Genomic DNA, 26,910 nt, shown 5'->3' on the forward strand with positions numbered 1-26,910 from the left:
GCAGGGTTTTCACGATCCGGGAACCGGCCCATCCGCGGGCCCGGTCGGCTCCGAATCGTCTGCCTCGCCGTCGGCACCACTGGCCTCCTGCGGCAGGCCGGGGGCATCCACCTCGGCGACGTCGGAGGAGCCGGGGGAAGTCTCGATGCGGATGCGGGTGCGCGGCAGGGCCTCGGGGGCCTCGCGCTGCAGCCAGACGAGGATCTCCTCGCGCACATGCGCGCGCAGGGCGCCGACGTCGAGGGGGTTGCGCCCGGAGACGGCGATGCGCAGCATGACCGTGGCGGTGGAGGTGTCGAGCACGGACAGGGTGGCCAGGCGCCCATCCCACAGGGGCGTTCCGGCGACGATATGCGCGAGTTGGGCGCGGATGTCCTCGATGGGTGCCCGCCAGTCGAGGGCGAGGTCGACGGAACCCGTGTACTGGGTGGAGCGGCGAGACCAGTTCTCGAAGGGGTTCTGGGTGAAATGCGTTGATGGCAGGATGAGGCGGCGGTCGTCCCAGGTGCGCATGACCACGTAGGTCAGGGTGATCTCCTCGATGACGCCCTGCTGGTCCTTCTGGACGACGACGGTGTCCCCCACTCTGATGGCGTCGGTGCTGGCGAGCTGGATGCCCGCGAAGACATTTCCCAGCGCGGACTGGGCGGCGAGACCCATGACCACCGAGACGATGCCAGCGGAGGCGAGCAGGGAGCCCATGGCGACCCGGGCGGCGGGAAAGGTCATGATGACGCCGACCATCCCGCAGATGATGATGAGGGCCTTGGCCACGCGCCGCAGGATCTGGGCCTGGGTCGTCACGCGGTTGGTGCGCCCGGGCTCGCCGCGGGCGCGCACGCCCTCGACGACGATCCCCTCGACGGCCTTGGTCAGGGAGACGACGAGGAGCGTGAGGGCGGCGATGACCGCGATGAGCAGCACGTGGAGCGCCTCGGTGGTCCACCCGGGGGCGACGCCGTCCTTGCTGAGGGCGGGCACGGCGATCTGCCCTCCGATATACCCTCCGACCACTGCTCCCAGGGCGACCATCGGGATGCGGCAGTGCTCGACGAAATGCGTGTAGAAACTGCGGCGCCGGGACATGACGCGCAAGGCGAAGACGAGGGCGACGGCGATGACCGCCCCCGCCAGCGCGGCGGCGCCGACCCTCCACACCAGGGAGAACACGTCGAAAGTGGTCTCCGCGACCACTTGGACCGCATCGGGCGTCGCCGTGGCGCTCGGGGTGGGAGTGGCCGAGGGATCGAGCGGGGGCGAGGGGACAGGCGTGACGGACGGGCTGGGGATCGGGGTCGGGGAGGGGACCGGCGTCGTCATGGGGCCAGCGTACGAGGAGGGGTGTGTCGCCGCCTCATGCGAGGGTCGATAGCGCGGGCGCTCCGACGTAGTATCGATCCTCATCGGCGACCGCGCGCCATGGCGGCGCGACCCGCGCGGCGCAGGCCCGCCCGCCACTGGCCGTCAGTCCCTCCCACCCTGCCCGATCCCACGACAAGCGAAGAGAGCACCAATGGATGCGATCGATACCTTCCTCGACACCATGTTCGCCCCCTACCCCGCCGTTCCCCGGCTCATCGGCGCCAAGGCGGAGCTCCGGGCGATGATGGAGGAGGCCTACAACAACGCCGTCGCCAGCGGCAGAACGCACAACGAGGCCGTGGGCCAGGTCATCGCGGAGTACGGCGACCTGGAGAGATTGGCGCCCACGCTCGGCATCGAGTCCGCGCTCATCCCCGGTGACGCGGTGGCGCAGGACGCGCCGCGCTCCTCGGCGCGGGGCAGTGCTTCGGGGGCGGCCCCAGCGGCCAGTTCGACCGGCACCATGCCCATGGGCGTCCCCCTGCGTGAGCAGGAGGAGGACAAGCGCCTCTCGGCGGGCGCGCTGTCCGCGATCTACTGGCCGGCCGTGGCAATCATCTTCCTGGCCTGGTCCTTCCTCGCGGATGCCTGGAGCGTCTCGTGGATCATCTGGCCGATCGCCGCGTTGATCTACCAGATCCTCTGGTACTTCGTCGGGCCGAAGCGCGACCGCTCCAGGCGCTGAGCGCCGCCGTCCGCGGGCGCCCGGGTGCCCGCGCGGCGCGGCAACATTCACTGATCCGCCGGGGGCTCCCACGTGGTGGCGAGCGCCTCGGCGCGCGCGGCGAGCTCGGAGACGTCCTCGCCGGTCGTGGCGGCGGCCCAGCCGAGGACGAAGGCGGTCATGGGCGCCCCGGGGCGGGGGGAGGTGATCGATGCCAGGGCGCGGTCGATGCCGGCCAGGACCGCCGAGCGCGACTCGATACCGCCCATGGAACCCTCGGCGCCGTCGGGGCCCGCGAGCTCGGCGAGGTCGACGGGCACGATCTCGGTGGGCCCAGCGGCGGGCGGCAAAAGGGCGGCCAGGGTGAGGGCCCCGGCGATGTAGCCGCGCCGGGCGCTCTGGACGGGGAGCTCGGGGACGAGGGCGGGCGCGTTGTCATAGCCAGCGCCCTGCCACTGCGGCCACACGAGGCGCAGCGTGGTGGACTCGTCCAAGGGCCGGAGCGAGGGCAGGAGGCCGGGCACGGGCTCGCCGCGCAGAGCCGAGGCAGGCGGCGTAGCACCGCAGGTGACTGGGGTCGCGTCCATCACACGAGGGTACAGGCCCGTAGATCACACATCCTCTGTTGAGCGCGGTTCCATCAGCCGCGGTTGTGGCCCGATCAGCGGATTATTGGGCGTGTTCTGTTGGTTCTGGTTTCTCCTGGCGCTGGGGCCGATGACCCGGTCGGCGGTCTCGTCGGCTGCGCGGAGCACCGGTGGCTGCGCTGAGCACCGGTGGCTGCGCTGAGCACTGCTGGTTGCGCACAGCACCTTCGGCTGCAGTGAGAACGCAACCCACGGCGTAAGAGGCAACCACCGGTGCAGGACGCACCCCACGGCGGACTCCAGGCACTGCCCGACGGCGCAGCATCCACGACGACCCCCACGCCCCGCTCCGTCCGGACTGGCTGTACGGGGGTTCGGGGCACAGAACGGGGGCACTACCCGCGTCACGAGGGGGAAGACCCCGGTCAGACAGGCGAAACCCCGTACGAGCGCGCAAGGCCCCGTCCAGAGGGCCACGACGTCCACCTATCGGAGGAGGCTTCACCTGGGCTCACTCAAGGGCTCACACGGTTGACTGCCCGCCCCCGCACTTGTGGACGTGCGGCAGGGTTGCGGACGTGCGTTGGGGTTGTGGACGTGTCCCCGGGGCGCGTCAGCAACCCCAAGACACGTCCACAACCCCCGGGCACGTCCACAACGAGGCGGGTCCCGCGCGCCGGTGTCGCGCGCGGCGCTGGCGGGCGCCACCCCACGGGCAGCACGGGTGAGATCGGGAGGTGTGGGAGGGGCTCACGGCCCCTGACCTCGTCACGCCGATTCCGGCGCCATCGCAACGAAAACCCGGTGTCCGACCAACAGGGAATGTCCGGGAATGAACTGGGGACGAACCGACTCGAACACCGAGGAAACCCCGCGATACTAACGAAAACCAGGCCTCAAACCAACACAAGGCGTCCTATAATCCCAGGCCTCAAGACACGCCGGGCGCTCGCGGGCCACCCAGGCCCAGGATGCGCGAAACCCCTGGAACCTTGTGAGTTCCAGGGGCAATCGCCGTGGCTCCGACCGGCGTCGATCCGGTGACCTTTCGATTTTCAGTCGAACGCTCTACCAACTGAGCTACAGAGCCGTGGGACGCGATCGGCCCGATCATCATCTGATCGGGCCGACCTTTCCGCGACCTCGACGGGACTTGAACCCGCGACCTCCGCCGTGACAGGGCGGCGCGCTAACCAACTGCGCCACGAGGCCTCGTTTGGCACGAAGCCGGACTCTATTCGAGTTCTTCCACTCGCACAAGCCGTACCCCCAACGGGATTCGAACCCGTGCTACCGCCGTGAAAGGGCGGGGTCCTAGGCCGCTAGACGATGGGGGCCTAGATGCCCTCGGCGTCGCCGCGCCTCGAACCAGATAGAACCTTAGGGGGCGCCGACGAGAACGCGCAAATCGGCTGGGCGTGAGTCGCCTCACCACGGCAGAATGGCGCCATGGCACCAGCCCACCTGACCGCTGAGGAGTTCGAGGAGGCCGTCGACGCCGGCCTCGACCTCATCCCCGATGTCCTCCTCGACCAGATCGACAACGCCGCCATCATCATCGAGGCCGAGCCCGACGCCGAGATCCTCACGCCCGAGGACTACGACGCGGACGGCCTGCCCACGCTCCTGGGATATTACGACGGCGTGCCCCTCACCGAGCGCGACGACGGCTGGTCCGGCGCGCTGCCGGACCGGATCCTCATCTTCTCCGGCCCCCTGGAGCGCTGGTGCGACAGCCGCGAGGAGCTGATCGAGGAGATCGCGGTGACCGTCATCCACGAGATCGCCCACCACTTCGGCATCTCCGACGAGCGCCTCCACGAGCTCGGCTGGGAGTGAGCCCCGCCGCAGGCCGCCCCACCGGCTCCCCTGCCCGGGGCCCGTCCTCTATGGTGCTGGGCATGACGTCCCTCGATCCGCGCCCTGCCCCCGAGGCCGCCGCCCCCCGCGCCGGAGGGCGCCACGTGGGCCGGCGCCCCCTGCTCATGGCGGCCCTGCTGGGAGCAGCGGGCCTTGCCGCCTGCGGATCGGAGTCGTCCGACGCCGGGACAGCCGCGCCCGAGCAGAGCCCGTCCGAGGTCCCCTCCCCCGCCGGGACGGCGTCGGAGCCCATCCAGGAGCCGACCGCCGCGCCGTCGGCGACCACCGCCACCGATGACCCCCTCGTGGGATGGTCCCTGGAGGAGAAGGTCGGCCAGCTCCTCATGGTGGGCGTCGACGTCGCCGCCCCCTCGCAGACCTCCAAGGACGCTGTGACCACCCACCACGTCGGCAATATCTTCCTGTCCGGCCGCTCGTCCGCCTCCGCCGACGCGGTCAGCCAGACAGTCGCCTCGTTCACCGGGCTCACCGAGTCGTCCACTCATGGCACCGCCATGCTCGTGGCCACGGACCAGGAGGGCGGGGACGTCCAGGTCCTGACGGGCTCCGGCTTCTCCTCCATCCCATCGGGCGCCGAGCAGGCGGGGCAGCCCCGCGAGCAACTGGTCGCCTCCGCCACCACCTGGGGCAAGGAGCTCGCGAGCGCCGGGGTGACGATGAACCTGGCGCCGGTGGCGGATCTCGTCGACATCGCCAGCCCCACCTCCAACGCCCCCATCGGCAAGTACCACCGCGAGTACGGCCACGACGCCTCCACGGTGAGCGCCCAAGCGCTCGCCTTCGCCGAAGGGATGCGCGCCGCGGGCGTGACTCCCACCTTCAAGCACTTCCCCGGGCTGGGCCGGGTCAAGGAGAACACGGACACCGCCTCCGGCGTCACGGACTCGGTGACCACGCGCACCGAGGACCCCGCCGTCGCCGTCTTCGGCGATGCGATCACGGGCGGTGCCGAGGTGATCATGGTCTCCTCCGCCTACTACTCGCAGATCGACGGCAGCGCTCCTGCCGTCTTCTCCCCCACGATCGTCACGGACATGCTACGCACCGAGATGGGCTTCACCGGCGTCGTCATCACCGACGACGTCGCCGCCGCCGTCCAGGTTCAGGACTGGGCCGCGGGCGAGCGCGCCGTGAAGGCGGTGAGCGCGGGCTGCGATATCGTCCTGGCCTCTGCCGATCCCTCCGTCGCTGCCGATATGGCGACGGCCCTCGTCTCCGCGGCCCAGTCCGATCCAGCCCTCGCGGCGCGCATCGACGAGTCCGCCCGAAGGGTCATGGCGCTCAAGGGCGTGAAGCAGGCGTAGCGCGAGACCTCTGGCTCTGGGCCTCAGCGCAGCTTGGTGGTCCCGTCCGGCGTCCCGGAGGTGTCGATCTTCTTGGCGAAGCAGTGGTCGGCGTCCAGGCCGTGGGTGTCGCACCAGGCATTGGCCTCCTCGGGGGTGTCGTAGGCGACCCCGGCCAGGGTCACCCACCAGCCACCGCCGGCGTCGAAGACCGGCCACTCGTCGCTGTAGATGAGGACGGCGGTGGGCACGCTGTTGCGCGTGGTCTGGAAGTCCTCGAGCATGGCGCGGCTGTCCCAGGTCCGCCCCTCGGCGACGAGCCCCGGCTTCTTGGAGGAGAGCTGGGGCGTCCACTTGCCCTTGAGCGTGGAGGTCACCGTCGTCTTGTCATGCGCCTTCTGCCACTGAAGCGCGTTGGAGGCGGCGGTGTCCTCGATGGCGTTGTCGGCGGGATGGGTCTCGGATCGCGCGAGCACGGAGACGCTGCCGCTCCCCACGCCCTGGGCCGGCAGGCTGCTTCCGGCGCTCCGGTCGGGCTCGGCCCCGACGCTGATGCTCGACACATTCAGGTCCTGCGCGGAGCGGAAGTAGTGGCCCTGCCCGAACCTGAGGGTGAGGGTCCGACCGCTGGAGGGGATGAAGAACGGAGTGGTCGAGAAGTCGAAGCGGCCGTTGGCCACCACGTCGTCACCACCCTGCCCCGACGGCGCCTTGACGTAGATGCGGTCGACACTGCCGGACAGGAAGTCGCCGTCGTCGCAGGACGAGGCCACCCTCACCACCACCTGGAACTCCCCGTTCGACTCGGTGACCGAGGCGGGGCTGAAGGTGGGCGCCGTCTGGCAGGCCTTGATGGTGGAGTCCATCGTCACCGAGGGCTCGGCCGACGGCAGCTGGGAGGAACCCTGGGCCGTTCCCTGAGCGGCGCCGTCGATGGCTGCGGCGCCCGTTCCCGAGTCATCGTTCCCCTTGCGCGTGGTTCCGTACCACAGGCCGCCGCCCGTGGCGATGACGAGCAGCAGGATGACGACGACGACGAGGAGGCCCCGCTGGGAGGAGCGCGGCTCCTTGACCACCGGCGCCGGTTGCGGCTGGGGCTGGTACGGGAAGAGCGGCTGGTACGGGGCCGGGGCCATGTAGGCCGACGGCGCGCTGTAGGCGGAGGGGGCGGAGAATCTCGGGTAGGCCATCTGCGGCGCGGGATCGGCGAAGCTCGTGGGCGCCTGGCTGGGGGTGTCCGCCCAGGCGGCCGCGTCGTCCATCGGGGGCAGAGGGGCGACATAACCCGTTCCGGGGCCATCGGGGACATCGGGGCCATGGGCGCCGTCGGCGCGGTCGGTCTCAGCGGGGGGATCAGTATCAGCAGCCGCCTCATCCGCGGACGCGGTGGGATCCGCGTCGGTCTCATCAGGGGCCACCTCGTCCGAGGCCTCCTCGTCACCGGGCTCAGGGATCTCATCCTCGTGGACGGTGCCACCAGTCGACTCGTCGGAGGGATCGGCCGACGACCCTCCGTGGTCCTCAGCAGGCTCCTCGACGTCGTCGACAGCATCGTCGTCATCCGCATCGCCCTCCGACGCGGGCTCCTCGGGATCGGACCCGGTGGAGTCGGCGTCCTCGGAATCGCTCTCCTGAGAGCCTGCCGGGGCATCGTCGCCGTCGGAGTCGGCAGCGTCCGATTCCTCAGCCTCCTCCGCGCCGTCCTCGACGTCCGCCTCAGGCTCGGTGGCCTCCGGCTCGTCCGCGCCCTCGGCCTCCTCGGACTCCTCGCCGTCGATCACCCCAGCATCGTCGAAGGCGGCGCCCTCAGCCTCCTCGGTGCCCTCCGGCTCGTCAGTCTCCTCGGCGCCACTCGCCGCGCTCGCCGGACTGACCGAAGAGTCCTCACGAGCCTCGTCGGGCTCGTCGTCGGGGTGTCGGGAATCCACGGGAGCCTCCCAAGGGAACACGGTCAGGGACGGTCGCCCGAGAACCAGCGCGCACGCTGTCGTGCTCGGGTCTCGAGTCTGCCCCGATCCTAACCACGCCCTCCCCGGCCGCACCAAGAAACGGTGAGACGCTCGCGACCATGGCGGGCTTCCAGCCCGGCCTCGGGGCGGGGACAGCCTCCCCAGAGCCACAGCCCCTCGGATCAGGGACGATTCAGGGTTCTCACCGATCCCGCAGCGCTCTGCTGACGTGTATCTTGGGGCCTCATGAGCACATACTTCTCGACTACCCCTGGTCTCCTCACCCAGCACCGCCGCGCCGAAGATCCCGTCCTCACCGCCCGCTCCCTGACAAAGATCTTCGGCAAGGGCGATGCCTCCGTGACCGCCCTGGACAATGTCGACGTCGATATCGCCCGGGCGCGCTTCACCGCCATCATGGGCCCCTCGGGCTCCGGGAAGTCAACCCTCATGCACTGCCTGGCCGGGCTCGACCGTGTCAGCTCGGGAAGGATCATGCTCGACGGCGACGAGATCTCCTCGATGAGTCAGCGCCGCCTGACCCGCCTGCGCCGCGAGCGCATCGGCTTCATCTTCCAGTCCTTCAACCTCGTCCCCACCCTCAGCGCGGAGGAGAACATCACCCTGCCGCTGGACATCGCCCGGCGCCGGGTCGACCGCGCCCGCTTCGACCAGATCGTCGGCGCCGTCGGCCTGGCCGACCGGCTCCGCCACCGCCCCGCCGAGCTCTCCGGCGGACAGGTGCAGCGCGTGGCCTGCGCGCGGGCGCTCGTGGGGAACCCCGCCGTCGTCTTCGCCGACGAGCCGACCGGCAATCTCGACTCCCAGTCCACCGAGCAGGTCCTGGAGATCCTGCGCACCTCCGTGGACAAGCTCGGCCAGAGCGTCGTCATGGTGACCCACGAGCCCGAGGCCGCCGCCTGGGCGGACACAGTCCTCTTCCTGCGCGACGGGAGGGTCATCGCCCAGCTCGACAACCCGGATCGCGACCGCGTGCTCGACGCTCTGCGCGAGCTCGCCAGCGGCGCCACGCCGTCGGCCAGCGCGACCGTTGCGGGGGCCTGAGCCATGAATCGTGTCGCCTGGCGCTCCATCCGCGCCCATGCCAAGCAGTTCATCCTCACCGCCCTCGCGGTCGTCCTGGGGGTCACGTTCCTGTCCGGCACCCTGGCGCTGCGCGGGGTCCTCTCCGAGACGTTCTCAGCGTTGACCTCCTCCACCGCGACAGCGGATCTCTATGTCATCGGGCCGAGCGTCGCCGCGCAATCGGGCTCCTCAGGGTCGCTCAGCCAGCCCATCGACGCCTCCCTCGAGCAGACCGTGGCCGGCGTCGACGGGGTCCGCTCCGCACACGCCTCCGTGTCGATGAACGGCGTCCTCGTGGGCTCCGACGACGCCCCCGTCACCTCCACGGGCGCGCCCACCGTGGTGTTCCCCCTGTTCGCCGACGACGACGGAGTGCGCCTCGTCTCCGGCACCCGTCCCTCTGCCGAGGGCGAGATCGCCCTGGAGTCGAACGCGCTCAAGCGCTCCGGCCTGGCCGTGGGGGACACGACGACACTCGTCCTGTCGGGCACCCCGCACACGGTGACCGTCGTCGGCGAGATCAGCTACGGGACCTCCATGGCGGGGGCGACCGTCATCGCCGCGTCCCCGGACTGGCTCACCCCCCTGGCCTCCCCCGATGGGAAGGCGACCGCCATCGAGGCCCACCTCGCCGACGGCGCCGACACGGCCACGGTCAAGCAGGCCATCGCCGAGAAGATGCCCGAGGGCGTCCGGGTCCAGACCCGCGCGGAGTACCTGGACGACATCAACTCCTCCATCGAGAAGATCCTCGGCTACGTGCAGACCTTCCTCATGGTCTTCGTGGTCCTGGCGATGTTCGTCGGCTCCTTCATCATCATGAACACCTTCTCCATGAGCGTGCGCCAGCGCATCAAGGAGTTCGCGCTCATGCGCGCCATCGGGGCCTCGCCCGCCTCCGTTTTCCGCATCGTCATCCTCCAGGCGCTCGCCGTCGGCGTCGTGGGCTCCGCGCTGGGAGTACTCGGCGGCGCAGGGCTGACCAAGGGGATCGTGGCACTCCTGGAGTCCGTCGGCATGCCACTGCCCGCCGGAGTGCCGATGACCAGCAGCGTCATCACCACATCGATCATCGTGGGCGTGCTGGTCACCGTCATCGGAGCCCTGCTGCCCGCCCGGGAGGCCGCCCTCGTCGCGCCTGTGGAGGCCATGCGGGGCGTGTCCGGCGCGCGTGAGAAGTCGCTCGTGCTGCGCGGCTCGATCGGGATGCTCCTGGCAGCGGCGGGCGCGGCGGGCGTCATCGCCGCATGGGCGTCCGCTGGCCTCTCCCACCGGACCGCCGCGCTCGGGGCGGGCGCGGGGGCCCTGATCATCGGCCTGCTCATCGCCTCGCCGGTGCTCTCGCGCCCCATCGTGGCGCTCATCGGGCTGCCGCTTCGGCTCATCCGGCCCGGCGGGCGCCTGGCGGCGCGCAACATCGTGCACAACCCGCGCCGCACGGCCGCGACCTCCGCCGCCCTGCTCATCGGCATGAGCCTCGTGTGCGCTGGCGCCACCATCGCCGCCTCGATGCGTCACTCCATCACCTCGATCGTCAACGACTCCCTGCACGCCGACTTCATGGTGCAGCCCGCCTCGTCGTCGACGGACATCCATCTCTCCCCCGAGATGGTCTCCCAGATCCAGGGCATCGACGGCGTGGCCTCGACCACCGGCTTCACCGCCTACCTCGTGCAGACCACGAAGGCCGACGGCACGCAGGGCTCCGGCTTTCTCGACGTCGTCGATCCCGCCGCCTACCAGGCCGCCTACGACCCGAACATGGTCAGCGGTTCCTTCACGGATATGGACGCCGACCACGTCATCGCCTTCGAGAGCTCCGGCTTCAAGGTCGGGGACACGGTGACGCTCACTGGGAGCAATGGCAGCCGCGAGGTGACGGTCGCCGGCGTCTCCAACACCCAGGGCACCTCGGGAACACTCTGGTCGACACCGGAGGTGGCGGCCGCCGTCGGGTCCATCTCCAGTCCGGCTCCGACCCAGGCGGACCAGGTGCTGGCCAGCCCCTTCGGCATGTTCGTCACTCTGGAGAAAGGGACGGATGCCTCGGCGGTCAAGGACCAGATCAAGGAGATCGTCAAGCCGACCTACGTTTACCAGGTCCAGAACGCCGACGAGATCTCCGACGCCGCCGGGCAGCAGGCCACGCGGATGCTCGCCATCCTCTACGCCCTGCTGGGCCTGTCGATCGTCATCGCGATCCTGGGCATCGTCAACACGCTCGTGCTCTCGGTGGCCGAGAGGACCCGCGAGATCGGGCTCATGCGGGCGATCGGCCTGGGTAAGACGCAGCTGGCCTCGGAGATCGTCGTCGAATCGGTGCTCACGGCGCTCTACGGCACAATCCTGGGCGGCGCCACCGGAGTGCTCCTGGCGGGGGCGCTGCGCGCGACCCTGGAGAAGCAGGGGCTCACCGAGCTCGTCATCCCGTGGGGCCAGCTCGTGGCGATGATGGTGGTGGCCGCCGTGGTGGGCGTCATCGCAGCCGTGTGGCCCGCGCTGCGGGCCTCGCGCATGCCCGTCCTGGAGGCCATCGCCACCGAGTAGGCGCCGAGTAGGCGCCGAGTAGGCGCCGAGTAGGCGCCGAGTAGGCGCCGGACATCCATAGCCTCCCCCTATTTCCGAGACCGGGCGAACAGCACCGCGAGATTGCGAATTACTGGAGAGTTCCAGATCTCGCGGTGCTGTTCGCCCGGTCTCGCCGTGCTGATCGCCCAGTCTCGGCGCAGAGTATGCGAATATCTCCGTCTGTCGAGATAGTCAATAGATCCGGAAAACGATTCGGAGGGAGAAGCCTGATAACCGCGCGCCCGCGGCATGCATGAGCGAGAGCGGCCCTCGTGGCTTCGATCACGGCATCTCCAAGTCTCGGCGAGAGCGGCTCAGGACCGCGGTCATCAAGAAGCATGACATCAACACCGCGCTCACGGGCACTTCGCGCCTCGTCGACGACTGATGTCCCTGAGAAGAACGGAGCGCGGCGCTCGTCGCGCAACTCAGCCTCCAAGAGACGGGCCCGAACCCTGAGTTCTTCCGTTAGCGCGGCCCCTTCTGCAATCTCATTCAAGATGGGAGCAGTTCTTGTCCGGACGGAATCCATCACTGCGCGCAGGAGATCCTGGCTCTCTCGCTGGGCACGCCATCGTGCGGAGATAGCAGCGCTCGCAGACTGCGCTCGCGCGGTACGCGCGGTCAGCCGGAGAGACACCGCGACCATGAGATGCCAGATGCACAAGATCACGAACTGGCCGATCAGCAGCAACATGGGAGTCCACAACCCATTTCCGGTAACGCAGGCCCAGAAGAAGGTGACGAACGACAAGAGCAGCAACAGCGCCCAGGCGAAGCCAGGACGGCGCCGCACCAGGAGACAGCAGGCCAAGGTAGTCGCGACTCCGAACGACCAGCTCGCATAGCCGGGCCAGCCTTCGAAGGCAATGAGCGACATGGTGAGAGCATGGGCCCCAACCCCCAGGACAACAACTAAAACACCGATTCCATCAGGAAGTCGAGAACCGGCCCAACGATGCACGAGTAGAGCGGCGGCCAGCATATCCAAAGCCAATGCGGCGACCACCAAAGGGGCTCTTCGTAGTTGGGGGTGTAGTCGGGGGTGTCGGCGTGGCGCTGGCGGAATGGGGTCGGGGCCTTCCGATGATGGGAGTTGTCACGCTGCCCATCTGGAAGACCCCGACATGGACCACGCTACCCTCGACAGTCCTGATCTGACTGTCTTCTGCGGTCTTGACGAGCTCGGCCTTGAGGCGGTGGGACAGCGGGTGGAGGCCGGGCGGGCGCTGATCGCCTGCCGGATAGTCGATGACGATGACTGGTGCCATCGCTGCGGCTGCCAGGGGCGCCCCCGGGACACCGTGACGCGGCGCCTGGCCCACGAGCCGCTGGGATGGAGGCCCACCGCTTTGGTGGTCACCGTGCGCCGCTACCGGTGCCAGGGGTGCGGCCATGTGTGGCGCCAGGACATGAGCGCCGCGGCCCGCCCCCGCGCGAGGCTGTCGCGGCGCGCGCTGCGCTGGGGCCTGGAGGGCCTGGTCGTGGCGCACCTGTCCATGAGTCGTATCGCCCAGGCCCTGGGGGTGTCATGGGCCACCGCCAACGCCGCTGTCCTGGCCGAGGGGCGCCGCGCCCTGATCGACGACCCATCCCGCTTCGAGGGCGTGTCCGCGATCGGCGTGGACGATTCCCCCGCGCGCTTCGCTCTCAAGCGGGAGGCGCCCCCTCTGTCTGGCGCCACACCCGGCGCGGCGACAAATACGTCACCGTCATCATCGACCTGACCCCCGTGAAGGAGGGCACCGGTGCGGCCAGGCTGCTGGATATGATCGAGGGCCGCTCCAAGAGCGCGCTGAAGGCCTGGCTCGCCGGACGCCCCGAGCAATGGCGCCAAGGCATCGAAGTCGCCGCGATGGACGGGTTCACCGGATACAAGACCGCCGCCAGCGAGGAGCTGCCCACCGCCACGGCGGTGATGGACCCCTTCCACGTCGTCCACCTGGCCGCCGACGCCCTGGACCGGTGCCGCCAGAGGGTCCAACAGGCCACCACCGGGCATCGGGGCAGGGCGGGCGACCCGCTCTTCTCGGCCAAAAGAACCCTGCGCACCGGGAACGATCTGCTCACCGTCAAGCAGCGCGAGCGCCTCGAGGCCCTGCTCGCGCGTGACGAGCATGTCGAGGTGGAGGTCACCTGGGCGGTCTACCACAAGACGATCAGCGCCTACCGCCACCCCGACCGGCGCACCGGGCGCCGCATCATGGCCGGGCTCATCGAGGCCATCGGGAGAGGAGTCCCCGGCCCTGTGGCCGAGGTCGCCGCCCTGGGCAGGACTCTGACCAGGAGAACCGACGACATCCTGGCCTACTTCGATCGCCCGGGGACCTCCAACGGCCCCACCGAGGCCACGGGCGGCAGGCTAGAGCACCTACGTGGCATCGCCCTGGGCTTCCGCAACCTCACCCACTGCACCACCCGCAGCCTCCTAGAAGCAGGCGGATTCAGACCCCGACCACACCCTCAAATGTGAAGAGCCCCTTTCTGTTTTATCGATCCCCCCTTCCCTCCTTTGTACTCTGCAACAACAATCCGACTCCCGTCAGCACTCAAAGCCAGCCCGTCGATATGGTAAATTCCCGGCCCACGATCAGCATTGGAGCGAAACATCGGCGGAATCCAGTAATTGTCCTTCCACAAATATATCTCACCGCCACGTTCCCCCAGATGCTCCACCAAATGGATCGCGGAACCGACCTGTCTCGACATCTCTCTTGAATTTGAGATCGCCTTCGAAACCGTTTCCATTTGATCAATCGCGAGCTTAAGAAATATGGGATGCAACGATCTACCCACCAAGCGCCCAGCGACCCCAGCCCAGCCTTTCGCCTCCATCTTTTTTGACATGAAATTGTACGCATTTAGATATGGGCCCACTGCCTCGCGATACATATCCTCCGCTTTCCGAGCGTAATCCTCTCGAATATTATTTCGACGTTCAACAAGAGATACTAGTTCCTGCTCTCCCTTTTTCGCTATTATTTCGTGTACCTCCACGCCGCGCAGTGCCGCTTCGCCCAGATTGGCCGTCACCCCTGCATTGCCGGTACCGTCAGCATCAGCTGCCGCCGCCACGGCGGTGGCAGCCATCGCAGCGCTTCCCGCCGCGCCTTTCCCAGAAGCGCCAGCACCCGAGGCAAGGAATCTCGCGAAGGCGTGGGCATGTGGCGCGAACTCCGCGAGGGCCTCGTGGGCGCGCTCCAACTCCCGCCGGGAGTCGGCCACTGCCTGCAACGCCGAGGCGCCCTCCGTTGTCTTTGTTTGGATCCCAGACAGAGCGGACCCGCTCCTCGACATCTCCGCGCGAAAGCCGTCAACTTTGCTCAGCGTTCCCTTGCCCTGATCGCCGAGCGCTATCACTGCCCGAGCCAGAGCCATCAATTGCGAGCTCATGAGCGTCGCCGGTTCTCGGCAGCTTCACGCTCGGCAGTTGCGGCCGCCTCGGCCTTCTCCCCCAGCTCGCGGGCCAGGGCCTCGGCATGGCCCGCCGCCTCGTGGGTGCTCTTTGCCGCCTCTCTCAACCCTGAGGAAAAGCGGTCGATACTCCCCTGCAAGTGGGCCTCAACGCCTGTCGCGCTCCCTCCAACCACCCGCGACGTCGACGCCGACAGGCGCGCCGCCGCGCTGGCCATCCCCTCCATCTCCTGAGCCCTGGCCCTGAGACGCTTCGCCTCCCCCTCCGCGATCTCCTGCTCGTGGCGCAAGCGCGCCGACTCAGTGGCCACAAGGCCCTCACAAAGAAGCTGAGTACTGGTTGGCCACCTGGGTGACCTTGGCCAGGGCGGCTGTCGCGTCGTGCACCTTGCGCTTGGCGTCCTCAATCGAGGAGATCATCTGCTTGTCCTTGCCCTGCGAAGAACCGGAGATCGTAGCCTCAATGTCCGCGGCCTGCCGTGAGAAGGTCTGGTCGAATTGCGCAAGGCTCTGCCCCGTCTGCCTGGCGGAGGCTCCGAGGGCGACGATCTGCTGCTTGAGTTGCTGGAGCTGGGACACTGCTGCCTCCTAGAATCGCGGGCGGCGCACGAGGAGTGCCGCCGGTGAGGGACAGTTTAGATGCGCTCATCAGCGACAACATGTACCAATTCTTAGGCTTCCGCACCGTCGCGCCTCTTCCGCATCGTGTCGTCATCGACGGGTGCCGTTAGCACTGCTGGTTGGGTTCAGCACCTTGGGGTGCGTTCTCACCGCAACCCGAGGTGCTTACCGCAACCGGCGGTGCAGAATGTCGCCACCGGTGCAGAACGCCGCCGTCGGTGCCAGGCGCACCCAACACCGCCACCTCCCCCGGCCCGCCCAGACCACTCCAGGACATCTGCGACACAAACACTGTCTCAGACGTCCTGACGCATCACAGTGATTGACGAGACCGGCAACTCCGAACCGGTCTCGCGGTGCTGTTCGCCCGGTCTCGCCGTGCTGATCGCCCGGTCTCGCTCAGAGGGGAGGGCGGGGGTTGAGGACAGCGCGACAGATAGGCTCGGGGGATCATGCGATTCCTGCCCGTGCCGGACGCGCCGCTGGCCACGCCGCCCACGCACTCCACCCGCGCCGTCCTCGCCTGGCTGCTGCGGCGCGCCGCCGCGCCCATCGCCGTCGCCTGCGCGGCCTCCATCGTCGCCAACGTCATCCAGGCGATCGTTCCGGCGTTCCTCGGCGCCGCGCTCGACTCGGGCATCGAGCACGGCCTCACCCCCCACATCTGGGCGCTCGCCCTGGGCCTGCTCGCCCTGTTCTGCGTCTACGCCGTCGGGGACACGATGCTGTCCTACTTCGGCGCCCTCGTTCGCCTGCGCACCTCCTTCGACATCGACCGCCTCGTGGGCCGCCAGGTCACGGCCACCGGCGCCGCCCTGGGCCGCCAGACCTCCTCGGGGGATGTCTCCTCGATCGTCGCCTCGGACTCGGACTCCATCGGCACCTTCTTCCAGCGCGCGGTCCCGCTCATCGGCGCCGCGATCTCCTTCACCGTCGTCGCCGTGCTCATGCTGCGCACCTCCCCGCTGCTCGGCACGATCGTCATCATCGGGATGCCGCTGACGGCCTGGATCGTCACGCTCGTCATCAAGCCCCTCCAGTCCCGCCAGTCGCTCCAGCGCGAGGCCCAGTCCGAGGTCACGACGATCACCACGGACACCGTCGCCGGCCTGCGGATCCTGCGCGGCATCGGCGGCGAGGACGTCTTCGCCGCCCGCTACCGCCAGGCCTCGCAAGAGCTGCGCCGACGCGGTGTCCAGGTCGCCGGTACCCAGTCGATCCTCATGAGCCTGCAGGTCCTCCTGCCCGGGCTGTTCGTGGCCGCCGTCGTCTGGGCCGCCGCGCGCCTGGCCATCGCCGGCGAGATCACCGCTGGCGAGCTCGTCACCTTCTACGGCTTCACCGCGTACCTGTCCTGGCCGCTCATGGTCTTCTCCTCCTCCGTCCAGGAGTACACGCGCGCCGTGGTGGGCGTGCGCCGCCTGCGCCGCCTCCTGGAGACCGCCCCCACTGCCGGCACCATCGCCGAGCGTGAGCGCCTGGAGGAGGACATGCGCACCGCCCTGCCCATCACCGGCCAGATCCAGGACACCGCCTCCGGGGCGCGCTTCTCCCCCGGGCTCATGACGGCGATCGTCGCCCCGGACCCGGACATCTCCGCCGCTTTGGCCACGCGCCTGGGGAGATTCGACGACGGAGCCTCCCCCGTCATGCTCGACGGCACCGACCTGCGGGAGATGGGCCTGGCCCGGGCGCGTGCGAGCATCGTCGTCGCCGGAGCGGAGGCCCAGCTCTTCACCGGGACGCTGCGCCAGGCCCTGGCCGGCAGGGCCGCCCCGGACCCGGTGCCCGTGGGCCCCGCCGAGCTCGCCGCGGCGGAGGCCAGGCGGGCCGGAGTGGCCGATATCGACCAGCAGGTCCGCCCGCAGCCGCGCCAGGCCGACGGCGATAACCGGCTCCTCGCCGCCCTCGAGGCCGCCGACGCGAAGGACGTCCTCACCTCCCTCGACGCGGGGCTCGCCGGCATGATCACCGAGAAGGGGCGCTCCCTGTCCGGCGGGCAGCGCCAGAGGGTCGCCCTGGCCCGCGCGCTGCTCACCGAGGCCCCCGCGCTCGTCCTCATCTCCCCCACCTCCGCCCTCGACTCCCACACCGAGGCGCGGGTCGCGCAGAGGATCCGCTCGGCGCGCGCCGGGCGCACGACGGTGGTGGTCACCGAGTCTCCCCTGGTCCTGTCGGTCTGCGACGAGGTCGTGCTACTCGGCGAGGACGGCCGCGAGCGCGCCCGCGCCACCCACCGCGAGATGCTCTCGCGCGCGAGGGCCGGGGATGAGACGGCCATCGCCTACCGGCGGATCGTCGCCCGGGCCACCGGCGACGACGAGGCCGACGACGAGGCCGGCGAGGGGGCGGATCGCTGATGGCACTGCCCCTGGCCCCCGGCCGCGTCGCCATGCGCAAGGCACTGGGCATCATCGCCGCCTACCGCTGGCGCTTCGCCGGCGTCCTCGCCCTCCAGATCGCCGCGGTCCTGGCCACGCTCGTCGCCCCGCAGCTGCTGGGACGGCTCGTCACCCGCGTCTCGGCGGGCACCGCGAGCGCCTCCTACGTGGACCGGATCGTGGGGGCGATCGTCGTCGTGACGCTCGTGGGGGCGCTCATCAACCGCTACGCGCAGAAGCACGCGCGCACCCTGGGCGAGTCGGTGTTCGCGGACCTGCGCGAGCGCATGATGACGCGCGTGGTGCACCTGCCTCTGTCCGCCGTGGAGTCGGCTGGCACCGGCGACCTCGTGGGGCGCACCACCAATGACATCTCCCGCATCGAGTTCCTCGTGAGGGTGGGGATCCCCCAGATCATGGTGTGCGTGGTGACGATCGTCTTCACCCTCCTGGCGGCCTTCGCCTCGGACTGGCTGCTCGCCCTGGCCCTGGGCGTTATCGCGCCGCCGGTGTGGATGACCATGCGCTGGTACCTGCGCCGCGCGGTGCCGGTCTACCGGGCGGACCTGGCCGCCGTCGCGCGGCTCAACGGGACGGTCTCCGAGACGGTCGAGCACGCCGAGACCGTCGACGCCCTCGCCCTGGGCGCGCGCCGGGAGGCCGCGCTGCGCGCCGATATCGCCGAGGCCTGGAGCCTGGAGGAGTTGGCCGCGCGCCTGCGCCTGGTCATGTTCCTCATCCTCGACGTCGCCTGGCGGGCGCCGGTGGTCGTCGTCCTGCTGTGGGGCGGCTTCCTGGCGGCCCATGGCTGGGTGGGGCTGGGAGAGATCACCACGGTGGCGCTGTACGCCATGGAGATCCGCAAGCCCATCGGCCAGCTCATGTTCTGGATCGACCTGCTGCAGGTGGCGCAGGCGGCGCTGTCACGGATCATGGGGGTGGAGGAGGTCCCGCCGGACCGCGCCCCGACCGGCGAGGCCCCCACGGACAAGCGGATCGTGCTCGACGACGTGCGCTTCGCCTATCGCGAGGGCATCGAGGTGCTGCACGGCGTCTCCCTGGAGCTCGTGCCCGGGGAGCGCCTCGCCGTCGTCGGCCCGTCCGGATCGGGCAAGTCCACGCTGGGGCGGATGCTGGCGGGCATCAACCCGCCGACCTCGGGCACGGTGACCGTGGGCGGGGTGGGCCTGACAGACCTGACCGAGACCGAGCTGCGCGGCCACGTGGCCCTCGTGACGCAGGAGCACCACGTGTTCGTCGGCTCGATCGCGGACAACCTGCGCCTGGCGCGCCCGGACGCCGACGACGCCACCCTGCGTCAGGCGCTGGCATCCATCGGCGCCGACGCCTGGGTGGACGGCCTGCCCGAGGGGATGGGCACGCGCGTCGGCTCGGGCAATCTGGCTCTCACGCCCGCCCAGGCCCAGGAGATCGCGCTGGCGCGCCTGGTCCTGCTCGACCCGCACACCCTCATCCTCGACGAGGCGACCTCCCTGCTGGATCCCGGCGCGGCCCGGCGCCTGGAGCGCGCCCTGTCCACCGCGCTGGCGGGGCGCACGGTCATCGAGATCGCCCACCGGCTCTCGACGGCGCATGACGCCGACCGGATCGCCGTGGTCATGGACGGCCGGATCACCGAGCTGGGCACGCATGACGAGCTCGTGGCGCTCGGCGGGGAGTACGCCTCCCTGTGGGCGACGTGGAGCCGGACGTGAAGGACGATGGACCCTTTCCCCCTCGGGGCGGCAGCGCGGCGCCCATGCGTGCACACGTCGCGCACCGCGCCGCGCGGTGTGACATCCTGTGGGGAGCATTCGCGCACCGCGCCCGACCGCGCATCCGACCAGGAGGGTCAACCATGAGCGAGACTCCCATCACGCCGCCACCGCCCGGCGCCTCCGGCCATTACGGCCAGGCGAGCCCGAGCAGCGCGCGCGGCCCCCAGCCAACGATCGGCGAGCTCATCGCCCGGATCTCGGAGAATGTCTCCGGGCTCATCCAGGGGGAGATCGACCTGGCCAAGGCCAAGGGCAAGCGCATGGTCACCAACCTCGGTGTCGGCGCGGTCCTGCTCGCCGCGGCCGGTGTGCTCGCGCTGTTCGCCTTCGGGATCCTCCTCGGCGGGCTCGTGCGGCTGCTGGCGCTCGCGCTGCCGCTGTGGGCCAGCTACCTCATCGTGGCGGTCGTCCTGTTCATCATCGTCGCGATCCTGGCGCTCCTGGGCGTCAAGCACCTCAAGAAGGGCCGCGACGACGTCCCGGCGCCCCAGGAGGGCCTGCGCTCGAGCGCCGAGACCGTGAAATCCGCCGTCGCCTCCGGTCTCAAGAAGGGAGGCGAGGCGCGATGACCTCGCAGCCAGGCTACGGCATCATGCCAGGCGCCCAGTCCGGGGCCGCGCAGGCCTCGCGCCCCACCGCGCCCTCATCAGTTCCCCCAGCGCCCTCGGCGTCGACGGCGCCCGTCCCCTCAGCGGTGCCGCCGCTTCCGCCGCGCCCCGCCGCGCCCCAGGAGCGCCCGCGCCGCTCCAGCCCGGCCCCCGCCCCCCAGACCCCGGCGCGGTTCGGGGAGGCGCCGCGCGCCGAGGCACTCGCGCCGTCGAGCCCCGAGGAGATCCAGGCGGCGCTCAACGCCCGCCGCGCGGCCCTGGCCGCCGATGCCGAGGCGCTGAGTGAGCGCCTCGCGCCCGCCGCCGTCAAGGCCGTCGCGAGCGAGAAGGCCTCGGCTGCCCTGGCTGCCGCGCGCGGCCGCGCCGAGGAGGCCAGCGCCCAGGCGCGCGCCTTCGTCGACGCCCACCGCCACGACTCCCCCACCCAGATCGCGCGGAGCGCCGCCACGCGCGTCAAGCGCTTCCTCGACGACGCCGCCGACGGCGATCCCCTCGCACTGGGGGTCGTCTCGCTGGCAGGCGTTGCCCTGGCGGGTGGCGGCATCACCAGTCTTGTCAGGCTCGCCCGGACGGACCGGCGCCAGTCCTTCCAGACCCAGTGACAGGAGACGGTATGAGCGAGGCAAGCGGGTCGGCGTCGACCCCTGAGGAGATCGAGGCCCGGCTGCGCGCCCAGCGCGAGGCGCTGGCGGGCAGCGTCGATGAGCTGGCGGCGCGCGTGGACCCCCGCGTCCAGGCGCGCGCTGCGGGCGAGGACTTGAAGGAGAGGGCGCAGGAGACCGCCGCGGGACTGCGCGAGCGAGCCGAGTCCCTGAGGGACCGCGTCTCCGAGACGCTGCACCGCGCCCAGACGGGCGACGAGGAGGCGATCCGCTCCACCGCGACCGTCGCGGCGGTGGCCGGGGGCGCCATCGCGGCCGTCGTGGCCCTGGGCCGCCTGATGCGGCGCTGACCCGCTGCCCCGGCGAGCGGGCCCGCGCCAGCAGCGTCCGGGAATCCCAGCAGCCGCGCCAGTCCCGCCCCCTGAGCGCCGAATGGTGCTCATGCTCGGTGACGATGTACGGTTGCCCCACGACAGATTAGCCCATGCACACGCGCGCCCTGAGCGCGCTCAGAGACACGTTGGAGGGGGTCGAGCCTATGGGGCGCGGCCGTCAGAAGGCCAAGGCGACCAAGGTCGCCCGCAAGCTCAAGTACTTCAGCCCGGAGACCGATTACGCGGCGCTCGAGCGAGAGCTCTCCACCGCATCGGGTACCGAGGCTGACGACGAGATCGATTACGAAGCACTGGCCTCCAAGTACGACATCCCGGACGACGACGAGTGGGATGCCCCCAGCCAGGCGGCTCCCAGTCAGGGCAGTCGACGCCGCTGAGCCCTCCTCGGGGCGCCCGCAGCGCCCCGTCTGACTCGTGGGGCCCTCGGCCGACCAGCGCGACACCCTGCGTGGAGCGCGGGCGGCGGCACGAGGGCGCGCTCCCTGTCAGCGCTCATGCGGCCCCCACCGTGCTCCCAGGTTCGTCACCCTACGGTTGACCCGCTCTTGAACAGCTCGGGGGCCGTCGCCCGCTCATTGCGGGCGCCCCGAGCCAGCGCGGGCCCGCGCGGCACCTGCCACACAGGTCCCTCGAGCGGCCAGCGCTGACAGGCGAAGAGCGCATCTCGACGAAGGGAGACACTGTCGATGGCACACAAGGACGAAGCGCAGCCCAGCGAGTGCGGTGCCTCCGCGCCCCAGATCAGCCCGCTCAACGAGGCTGAGACCGCGTGGATCGACATGCTCGTGTCCCAGGCCGACCAGGCTGGGCTCATGGCGTCACCAGCCGCGCTCCAGGACTTCCTCGTGGCCGAGCGGACCGCCTGGTCGTCGGTCGCCCCCGAGGAGCGGGAGGACCCGAACCCGACCGTCTCGATGATCGGCGCCGCCCTGGGCCAGATGCTCGTCAACCAGTGCGACCTCTCCTGGGCGCTGGTGACCGACGAGTACGGCACGGACGCAGCCGTGGTCGGGGATCCCGGCTCGATCACCCTGTTCCCCATCAACGCCGTCGCGAAGCGATGGACGGGGCAGTCCGAGGGGGACCTGGCCGACTACGTGGAGGGCACCCATCGGGCCATCGAGCGGCTCCGGCGCGCCGAGGCCACCACCGCGTAGCAGGGGCCCCGTCCCATAGGACTCTCGACGCCGTCGGCGTCGATTCCCCTGACCCTGAGCAGCCGGCCCACCTCCTTGATGCGCGCGGTCCCTGATCGCGAGTAGAGCCGGGTCCCTGAGTACGGCGCCGGGCGCACCCATCGTGCGTCCGGCGCCGTCGCGCGTGAGGCGCGGCGTGCGAGGCGCGCCCTACGCCCCGGGGGCAGTCCCTAGGCCCGGTACCGGCCGTGGATGTCGACGGCGCCGCCGTCGACGCCCTTGGTGCCCGCCACGACCCGGCCGGAGGGGGTGCGCTCGGCGGCGTCGTGGACGGTGCCGAGCTCCCAGGCCTCGATGCCGGCGGCCCGGCTGGCGGCGATGGTGGCGTCGGCGGCCTCGGGGGCCACGACCGCCACCATGCCGACGCCCAGGTTGAGGGTGGACTCGATGTCCTCCCAGGGCACGTCGCCGAGCGAGCGCATGACGCTGAAGACGGGCGGGACTCTCCAGGAGGAGCGGTCGACGTCGCCCACGAGGCCCGCGGGCAGGACGCGCGCGAGGTTGGCGGCCAGGCCCCCGCCGGTGATGTGGGACAGGGCGTGGACGCTCATGGCGCCGGAGCCGTCGTCGGGGCTGACCTGCGCGAGGATGTCGAGGCAGGCGGCCGTGTAGAGGCGGGTGGGCTCGAGGAGCTCGGCGCCCAGCGTCCGCCCGAACTCGGGGACCTCCCGCTCCAGGGACCAGCCGGCGTGCTCGATGACGCGGCGCACGAGGGAGTAGCCGTTGGAGTGCAGGCCGGAGGAGGCCATGGCGATGAGCGCGTCCCCGGCGCGCACGCGCTCGGCGCCGAGCACGCGGTCGGCCTCGACGACGCCGGTGGCGGCGCCGGCGACGTCGTACTCGTCGGGGGCCATGAGCCCGGGGTGCTCGGCGGTCTCGCCGCCCAGCAGCGGCGTGCCGACGGCGGCGCAGGCGCCCGCCACGCCGCGCACGATGTCGGCGATGCGCTCGGGGACGACGTGGCCGCAGGCGATGTAGTCGGTCATGAGCAGGGGGCGCGCGCCGACGACGACGATGTCGTCGACCACCATGCCCACGAGGTCCTGGCCGATGGTGTCGTGGATGTCGAGCGCCTGGGCGATGGCGACCTTCGTGCCGACGCCGTCGGTGGAGGTGGCCAGGAGGGGGCGCCGGAACTCGCGCAGCTCGCTGACATCGACCATGCCGGCGAAGCCACCGACGCCGCCGATGACGGCGGGGGTCATGGTGGCGGCCACGGAGGCCTTCATGAGCTCGACGGCGCGGTCCCCAGCCTCGGTGTCGACTCCGGCGGAGGCGTAGGTGATGCCGGTGGTGCCTGGGGCGGAAGCAGTGGTCATCGGTGGTTTCCTTCCTCGGGGGCGGCGGGCGCGGGGATGGCGGCGGAGCCGGCGGTGGCGGGGCTGGCCGCGGGCGCGGGGGCGTCGTCGGGGATGCGGACGGTCTGGGGCAGTGGCACCGTGCGGCGCTTGGGGGCGGTGGCGCGCGTCGATCCGGTGGCGAGGTCCGGCATGGTGATGAGGTTCGGGCTGATGTAGCGCGGCGCGCTGGGCGCCGTCGGGCGCGCTTCGTGGGACGGCTGCTTCTCCTGCGAGGGGTGGGCCGGGGTGAAGGAGGCGATGACGCCCTCGCGGGGCGGGGTGATGGGGTAGGAGCCGGTGAAGCAGGCGAGGCAGAGCTCGCCGCCGGGCTGCCCGCTGGCCTCGATCATGCCGTCCACGGAGAGGTAGCCGAGCGAGTCGGCGCCGATGGAGTCGCGGATCTCGTCGACGCTCATGGAGGTGGCGATGAGCTCCTCACGGGTGGCGAAGTCGATGCCGTAGAAGCAGGGCCAGAGCACGGGCGGGGAGGAGATGCGGATGTGGACCTCGGCGGCGCCGGCCTCGCGGAGCATCCGCACGAGGGCGCGCTGGGTGTTGCCGCGCACGATGGAGTCGTCGACGACGACGAGCCGCTTGCCCTCGATGACCTCGCGCACGGGGTTGAGCTTGAGGCGGATGCCGAGCTGGCGCAGCGTCTGGGTGGGCTGGATGAAGGTGCGGCCGACGTAGGCGTTCTTGACCAGGCCCTGCGCGTAGGGGATGCCGGAGGCCTGGGCGTAGCCGATGGCGGCGGGGGTGCCGGACTCGGGGGTGGCGATGACGAGGTCGGCGTCGACGGCGTGCTCGCGGGCGAGGATGGCGCCCATGGCGTTGCGGGCGGTGATGATGGAGCGGCCGGCGATGCGGGTGTCGGGGCGGGCGAGGTAGACGTACTCGAAGACGCAGCCGGCGCGGCGGGTGGCGGCGAAGCGGGTGGAGCGCACGCCGTCGGCGTCGATCTCGATGAGCTCGCCGGGCTCGATCTCCCGCACGAAGGCCGCGCCGACGATGTCGAGGGCGGCGGTCTCAGAGGCGACGACCCATCCGTCGTCGAGCCGCCCCAGGACGAGGGGGCGCACGCCGTGGGGGTCGCGCGCGGCGTAGAGGGTGTGCTCGTCCATGAAGACCAGCGAGTAGGCGCCGCGCAGCATCGGCAGGACGCGGCGGGCCGCGGAGGCGACGTCGAGGGCGGGGCCGTCGGGCTGGGCGGCGGGGAGGCCGTCATCGGTGTTCTCGGGGTCGCCATCGGGGGCTGGGCTTGGCGCGACGCCGGGAGCGACTCCGGGCCAGGCCTCGGCGCGGTCGGCGGCGTGGTCCCAGCCCGCCGGGGCTCCGGAGGTGGAGACGAGGTTCATGAGAGCGGCGATGACCGCGGTGTCCGTGGAGGAGCCGCGCCCGAGGTCGCCTGTGAGGTCCTCGCCGCTGGTGGCGTGGATGGCCTCGATGAGCTCGCGCGTGTTGGTGAGGTTGCCGTTGTGGGTCAGGGCGAGGGTGGAGCCGGCGACGGGGCCGAGCATCGGCTGGGCGTTCTCCCACGTGGTGGCGCCGGTGGTGGCGTAGCGGACGTGGGCGACGGCCATGTGGCCGGACAGGTTGGTCAGGACGGAGTCGTCGAAGACCTGGGAGACGAGGCCGAGGTCCTTGTAGACGCGGATGGAGGAGCCGTCCGTGGTGGCGATGCCGGCGGATTCCTGGCCTCGGTGCTGGAGGGCGTAGAGCCCGAAGTAGCACAGGCGGGAGACCTCCTCCCCGGGCGCCCAGACGCCGAAGACGCCGCACTCCTCGCGGATCTCGGGCTCGAGGGCGGGGGTTGGAGGGGCTGGCTCGGCTGGGGCAGCAGCGGGTCGGATGGATGCGGGCGTGGGGATCTCACCGTGACGCACAGTCGCATCCTCCCACATCCGCTCGCATCCGCCCTCCCCGCCACCCCCTCCCATCGAGACCGGTCGAAGTTAGGAGGCGGTTTCTGGTGGTCGGTGCAATGCCCCTGGCGAAATCTTGTTTCGTTGGAAGGGGCGTGGTTGGTTGTGCATGGGGTGGTGTGGGCGCGGCGGGTTTGTGAGGAGTTCCGGGTGCTGGTGGAGTCGGGGATGTCGGTGACGGCGGCCGCGGCCCGGGTGGGGGTGCCTCAGTCCACGGTTTCGGACTGGTGCAGGCTGTGGGGCATGGATATGCGCAATGGCGCCGCCGGCGGGCTCGTGGCCCCGCCGGGCCCGCCGCCGCCCGACCCGTTCAGCGGCTTGATCATTGGCGATGGCCAGGCCCGGCGCCTGGGGGCGGCCGGGCGCGCGGTGATCGCCTCGGGCCTGGCCCACGGCCGCTGGCTGCGCGACATCGCCGCCGAGCTGGGGGTGGCGCCCTCGACGATCAGCCGGCAGGCGCGCCGCCACGGCGGGGCGGGCTCCTAGGACCCCGCTCTGGCCGACCAGGCGGCCGGTCGGGCCAGGGCCCGGCCCAGGGCCCGGTGCCTGGAGACCGCCGGGGCGCTGCGGGCCGAGGTGATCGCGCGCCTGGGCCTGCGCCACTTTCCCGAGCGGATCAGCCGGCGCCTGCGCCTGGACTTCGCGGGCAGGCAGGATATGAGCGTGTGCGCCGAGACTGTCAAGCCCCGGGTTTTGTGGGGGCTTGTTTGTCTGGTTCCGGCTAGCGCGGGTTGGCGCTGTCCGGGGTCTGGTGGCGCCGACTCGGCGAGTCCGGCGCCGGCGTCGGTGTCGGTGGTGGGGGCCTGGAGGGCCCAGGCGGCCTCGTGCTCAACGGGCGTCTGCATGGAGATCGCCCAGTGGGGCCGGGCCGTGTTGTACCAGTGCACCCACCGCGCGGTGGCGATCTCGACGTCCTGAAGGTCCCTGAACATCCCATGGGGCCTGACCAGCTCGGCCTTGCACAGGCAGTTCAGGGCCTCGGCCATCGCGTTGTCGTAGGAGTCCCCCCCTTGGATTCCACCGAGGCCACCGCCTGGCAGTCGTCCAGCGCGGCCCCGTAGCGCACGGCGCGGTACTGCACACCCCGGTCGCAGTGGTCGATGAGCCCACTCAGATCCATACCATCACGTTTGCGCTGGTAGACGGCCATCTCCAGGGCGTCGAGCGCCAGATCGGTCTTGAGACTGTCACTGGTGTGCCAGCCCACGATCCGCCGCGAGAAGACGCCCATCACGAACGCCGTGCACACCCACCCCTCCAGGGTGCGCACATA

Annotated in this window: 24 protein-coding genes, 3 tRNA genes and 1 pseudogene; 15 read left to right on the top strand and 13 right to left on the bottom strand. The window is 70.7% G+C overall.

Annotation, left to right across the window (positions count from 1 at the left end):
• Nucleotides 1-9: 9 nt before the first annotated feature.
• A complete protein-coding gene (locus tag A1QA_RS0103155; protein ID WP_017177478.1) occupies nt 10-1,320 on the bottom strand; it encodes a mechanosensitive ion channel family protein in 1,311 nt (436 codons plus the stop codon).
• Nucleotides 1,321-1,513: 193 nt separating this feature from the next.
• Between A1QA_RS0103155 and A1QA_RS0103160 the strand changes: the two genes are divergently transcribed.
• A complete protein-coding gene (locus tag A1QA_RS0103160; protein WP_017177479.1) occupies nt 1,514-2,047 on the top strand; it encodes a hypothetical protein in 534 nt (177 codons plus the stop codon).
• A 47-nt stretch (nt 2,048-2,094) separates the two neighbouring features.
• Here A1QA_RS0103160 and A1QA_RS13195 read toward each other — a convergent pair whose 3' ends face one another.
• From A1QA_RS13195 to A1QA_RS0103180, 4 genes are all read right to left on the bottom strand, one after another.
• Nucleotides 2,095-2,613, bottom strand: a complete 519-nt coding sequence (locus A1QA_RS13195) for a DUF6457 domain-containing protein (protein ID WP_017177480.1) — start codon at nt 2,611-2,613, stop codon at nt 2,095-2,097.
• 1,017 nt (nt 2,614-3,630) lie between these two features.
• Nucleotides 3,631-3,703 (bottom strand) — tRNA-Phe (locus A1QA_RS0103170).
• Nucleotides 3,704-3,751: 48 nt separating this feature from the next.
• Nucleotides 3,752-3,825, bottom strand: a tRNA-Asp gene (locus tag A1QA_RS0103175).
• Between the two features lie 52 nt (nt 3,826-3,877).
• Nucleotides 3,878-3,950: transfer RNA gene (locus tag A1QA_RS0103180), tRNA-Glu, on the bottom strand.
• Nucleotides 3,951-4,062: 112 nt separating this feature from the next.
• On the opposite strand from A1QA_RS0103180, the gene A1QA_RS0103185 reads away from it, so the two are divergent.
• Both A1QA_RS0103185 and A1QA_RS0103190 read left to right on the top strand, forming a co-directional pair.
• Nucleotides 4,063-4,452: a metallopeptidase family protein gene (locus A1QA_RS0103185; protein ID WP_017177481.1), complete on the top strand. Its 390-nt coding sequence runs from the start codon at nt 4,063-4,065 to the stop codon at nt 4,450-4,452.
• Between the two features lie 62 nt (nt 4,453-4,514).
• Complete coding sequence (locus tag A1QA_RS0103190; RefSeq protein WP_017177482.1) at nt 4,515-5,798, top strand: glycoside hydrolase family 3 N-terminal domain-containing protein; 1,284 nt, start codon at nt 4,515-4,517, stop codon at nt 5,796-5,798.
• A 23-nt stretch (nt 5,799-5,821) separates the two neighbouring features.
• Here A1QA_RS0103190 and A1QA_RS13200 read toward each other — a convergent pair whose 3' ends face one another.
• Nucleotides 5,822-7,705, bottom strand: a complete 1,884-nt coding sequence (locus tag A1QA_RS13200) for an ICP22 family protein (RefSeq protein ID WP_017177483.1) — start codon at nt 7,703-7,705, stop codon at nt 5,822-5,824.
• Between the two features lie 267 nt (nt 7,706-7,972).
• Here A1QA_RS13200 and A1QA_RS0103200 point away from each other — a divergent pair, with 267 nt between their 5' ends.
• From A1QA_RS0103200 to A1QA_RS13205, 4 genes and pseudogenes are all read left to right on the top strand, one after another.
• A complete protein-coding gene (locus A1QA_RS0103200) occupies nt 7,973-8,791 on the top strand; it encodes an ABC transporter ATP-binding protein (protein ID WP_017177484.1) in 819 nt (272 codons plus the stop codon).
• Between the two features lie 3 nt (nt 8,792-8,794).
• Nucleotides 8,795-11,359 (top strand): ABC transporter permease, encoded by a 2,565-nt coding sequence (locus A1QA_RS0103205; RefSeq protein WP_017177485.1) that lies wholly within the window; start codon nt 8,795-8,797, stop codon nt 11,357-11,359.
• Nucleotides 11,360-12,039: 680 nt separating this feature from the next.
• Nucleotides 12,040-12,228: a hypothetical protein gene (locus A1QA_RS15710; protein WP_154652212.1), complete on the top strand. Its 189-nt coding sequence runs from the start codon at nt 12,040-12,042 to the stop codon at nt 12,226-12,228.
• A gap of 279 nt (nt 12,229-12,507) precedes the next feature.
• Nucleotides 12,508-13,853, top strand: a pseudogene (locus tag A1QA_RS13205) (ISL3 family transposase).
• Here the strand turns inward: A1QA_RS13205 and A1QA_RS15715 are convergent.
• From A1QA_RS15715 to A1QA_RS0103225, 3 genes are all read right to left on the bottom strand, one after another.
• Complete coding sequence (locus A1QA_RS15715; protein ID WP_154652213.1) at nt 13,844-14,470, bottom strand: hypothetical protein; 627 nt, start codon at nt 14,468-14,470, stop codon at nt 13,844-13,846. The pseudogene A1QA_RS13205 and the gene A1QA_RS15715 overlap by 10 nt on opposite strands.
• 299 nt (nt 14,471-14,769) lie before the next feature.
• Entirely contained in the window at nt 14,770-15,105 is a 336-nt protein-coding gene (locus tag A1QA_RS0103220) for a hypothetical protein (protein ID WP_017177488.1), read from the bottom strand.
• A 7-nt stretch (nt 15,106-15,112) separates the two neighbouring features.
• Entirely contained in the window at nt 15,113-15,373 is a 261-nt protein-coding gene (locus A1QA_RS0103225; protein WP_017177489.1) for a hypothetical protein, read from the bottom strand.
• A gap of 494 nt (nt 15,374-15,867) precedes the next feature.
• Here A1QA_RS0103225 and A1QA_RS0103230 point away from each other — a divergent pair, with 494 nt between their 5' ends.
• The 7 genes from A1QA_RS0103230 to A1QA_RS0103260 all read left to right on the top strand — a co-directional run bounded on the left by A1QA_RS0103230 (nt 15,868) and on the right by A1QA_RS0103260 (nt 22,336).
• Nucleotides 15,868-17,775, top strand: coding sequence for an ABC transporter transmembrane domain-containing protein (locus A1QA_RS0103230; RefSeq protein WP_017177490.1), 1,908 nt, complete (start codon nt 15,868-15,870; stop codon nt 17,773-17,775).
• Entirely contained in the window at nt 17,775-19,511 is a 1,737-nt protein-coding gene (locus A1QA_RS0103235) for an ABC transporter ATP-binding protein (protein WP_017177491.1), read from the top strand. The genes A1QA_RS0103230 and A1QA_RS0103235 overlap by 1 nt, the downstream gene beginning before the upstream one ends.
• A 143-nt stretch (nt 19,512-19,654) precedes the next feature.
• Nucleotides 19,655-20,143 carry a phage holin family protein gene (locus A1QA_RS0103240; protein WP_017177492.1) on the top strand — a complete coding sequence of 163 codons (489 nt, stop codon included), beginning with the start codon at nt 19,655-19,657 and terminating at the stop codon, nt 20,141-20,143.
• Complete coding sequence (locus A1QA_RS0103245) at nt 20,140-20,784, top strand: hypothetical protein (RefSeq protein WP_017177493.1); 645 nt, start codon at nt 20,140-20,142, stop codon at nt 20,782-20,784. Before A1QA_RS0103240 ends, A1QA_RS0103245 begins: the two co-directional genes overlap by 4 nt.
• Before the next feature lie 11 nt (nt 20,785-20,795).
• Nucleotides 20,796-21,134, top strand: coding sequence for a DUF3618 domain-containing protein (locus tag A1QA_RS0103250; RefSeq protein ID WP_017177494.1), 339 nt, complete (start codon nt 20,796-20,798; stop codon nt 21,132-21,134).
• Nucleotides 21,135-21,322: 188 nt separating this feature from the next.
• Nucleotides 21,323-21,556 (top strand): DUF3073 domain-containing protein, encoded by a 234-nt coding sequence (locus tag A1QA_RS0103255; protein ID WP_026048646.1) that lies wholly within the window; start codon nt 21,323-21,325, stop codon nt 21,554-21,556.
• A gap of 309 nt (nt 21,557-21,865) precedes the next feature.
• Nucleotides 21,866-22,336 carry a DUF3806 domain-containing protein gene (locus A1QA_RS0103260; RefSeq protein WP_017177496.1) on the top strand — a complete coding sequence of 157 codons (471 nt, stop codon included), beginning with the start codon at nt 21,866-21,868 and terminating at the stop codon, nt 22,334-22,336.
• Nucleotides 22,337-22,545: 209 nt separating this feature from the next.
• On the opposite strand, the gene purM is transcribed toward A1QA_RS0103260, so the two are convergent.
• Both purM and purF read right to left on the bottom strand, forming a co-directional pair.
• The gene (gene purM, locus A1QA_RS0103265; RefSeq protein ID WP_017177497.1) at nt 22,546-23,694 is read right to left on the bottom strand and encodes a phosphoribosylformylglycinamidine cyclo-ligase; all 1,149 of its coding nucleotides are present in this window, start codon (nt 23,692-23,694) and stop codon (nt 22,546-22,548) included.
• On the bottom strand, nt 23,691-25,598 hold the full coding sequence (purF, locus tag A1QA_RS0103270) for an amidophosphoribosyltransferase (RefSeq protein WP_017177498.1): 1,908 nt from the start codon (nt 25,596-25,598) through the stop codon (nt 23,691-23,693). Before purF ends, purM begins: the two co-directional genes overlap by 4 nt.
• A gap of 282 nt (nt 25,599-25,880) precedes the next feature.
• Here purF and A1QA_RS0103275 point away from each other — a divergent pair, with 282 nt between their 5' ends.
• Nucleotides 25,881-26,123: a helix-turn-helix domain-containing protein gene (locus tag A1QA_RS0103275; protein ID WP_167320636.1), complete on the top strand. Its 243-nt coding sequence runs from the start codon at nt 25,881-25,883 to the stop codon at nt 26,121-26,123.
• Here the strand turns inward: A1QA_RS0103275 and A1QA_RS14840 are convergent.
• Nucleotides 26,120-26,623: an integrase core domain-containing protein gene (locus A1QA_RS14840; RefSeq protein ID WP_017177500.1), complete on the bottom strand. Its 504-nt coding sequence runs from the start codon at nt 26,621-26,623 to the stop codon at nt 26,120-26,122. The genes A1QA_RS0103275 and A1QA_RS14840 overlap by 4 nt on opposite strands.
• Nucleotides 26,608-26,910: DDE-type integrase/transposase/recombinase (locus tag A1QA_RS16135; RefSeq protein ID WP_026048647.1), on the bottom strand; the 303-nt coding region annotated here is incomplete at its 5' end. The genes A1QA_RS14840 and A1QA_RS16135, both read right to left, overlap by 16 nt.

Origin of the sequence: Actinomyces timonensis DSM 23838 (assembly GCF_000295095.1) — a bacterium.
Lineage (GTDB): Bacteria > Actinomycetota > Actinomycetes > Actinomycetales > Actinomycetaceae > Actinomyces > Actinomyces timonensis.

Coding starts and splice junctions, on each gene's coding strand:
- A1QA_RS0103155 (WP_017177478.1), bottom strand. CDS start 1,320: ATGACGACGCCGGTCCCCTCCCCGACCCCGATCCCCAGCCCGTCCGTC.
- A1QA_RS0103160 (WP_017177479.1), top strand. CDS start 1,514: ATGGATGCGATCGATACCTTCCTCGACACCATGTTCGCCCCCTACCCC.
- A1QA_RS13195 (WP_017177480.1), bottom strand. CDS start 2,613: ATGGACGCGACCCCAGTCACCTGCGGTGCTACGCCGCCTGCCTCGGCT.
- A1QA_RS0103185 (WP_017177481.1), top strand. CDS start 4,063: ATGGCACCAGCCCACCTGACCGCTGAGGAGTTCGAGGAGGCCGTCGAC.
- A1QA_RS0103190 (WP_017177482.1), top strand. CDS start 4,515: ATGACGTCCCTCGATCCGCGCCCTGCCCCCGAGGCCGCCGCCCCCCGC.
- A1QA_RS0103200 (WP_017177484.1), top strand. CDS start 7,973: ATGAGCACATACTTCTCGACTACCCCTGGTCTCCTCACCCAGCACCGC.
- A1QA_RS0103205 (WP_017177485.1), top strand. CDS start 8,795: ATGAATCGTGTCGCCTGGCGCTCCATCCGCGCCCATGCCAAGCAGTTC.
- A1QA_RS15710 (WP_154652212.1), top strand. CDS start 12,040: ATGCACAAGATCACGAACTGGCCGATCAGCAGCAACATGGGAGTCCAC.
- A1QA_RS15715 (WP_154652213.1), bottom strand. CDS start 14,470: ATGGCTGCCACCGCCGTGGCGGCGGCAGCTGATGCTGACGGTACCGGC.
- A1QA_RS0103230 (WP_017177490.1), top strand. CDS start 15,868: ATGCGATTCCTGCCCGTGCCGGACGCGCCGCTGGCCACGCCGCCCACG.
- A1QA_RS0103235 (WP_017177491.1), top strand. CDS start 17,775: ATGGCACTGCCCCTGGCCCCCGGCCGCGTCGCCATGCGCAAGGCACTG.
- A1QA_RS0103240 (WP_017177492.1), top strand. CDS start 19,655: ATGAGCGAGACTCCCATCACGCCGCCACCGCCCGGCGCCTCCGGCCAT.
- A1QA_RS0103245 (WP_017177493.1), top strand. CDS start 20,140: ATGACCTCGCAGCCAGGCTACGGCATCATGCCAGGCGCCCAGTCCGGG.
- A1QA_RS0103250 (WP_017177494.1), top strand. CDS start 20,796: ATGAGCGAGGCAAGCGGGTCGGCGTCGACCCCTGAGGAGATCGAGGCC.
- A1QA_RS0103255 (WP_026048646.1), top strand. CDS start 21,323: ATGGGGCGCGGCCGTCAGAAGGCCAAGGCGACCAAGGTCGCCCGCAAG.
- A1QA_RS0103260 (WP_017177496.1), top strand. CDS start 21,866: ATGGCACACAAGGACGAAGCGCAGCCCAGCGAGTGCGGTGCCTCCGCG.
- purM (WP_017177497.1), bottom strand. CDS start 23,694: ATGACCACTGCTTCCGCCCCAGGCACCACCGGCATCACCTACGCCTCC.
- A1QA_RS0103275 (WP_167320636.1), top strand. CDS start 25,881: ATGGATATGCGCAATGGCGCCGCCGGCGGGCTCGTGGCCCCGCCGGGC.
- A1QA_RS14840 (WP_017177500.1), bottom strand. CDS start 26,623: ATGGCCGAGGCCCTGAACTGCCTGTGCAAGGCCGAGCTGGTCAGGCCC.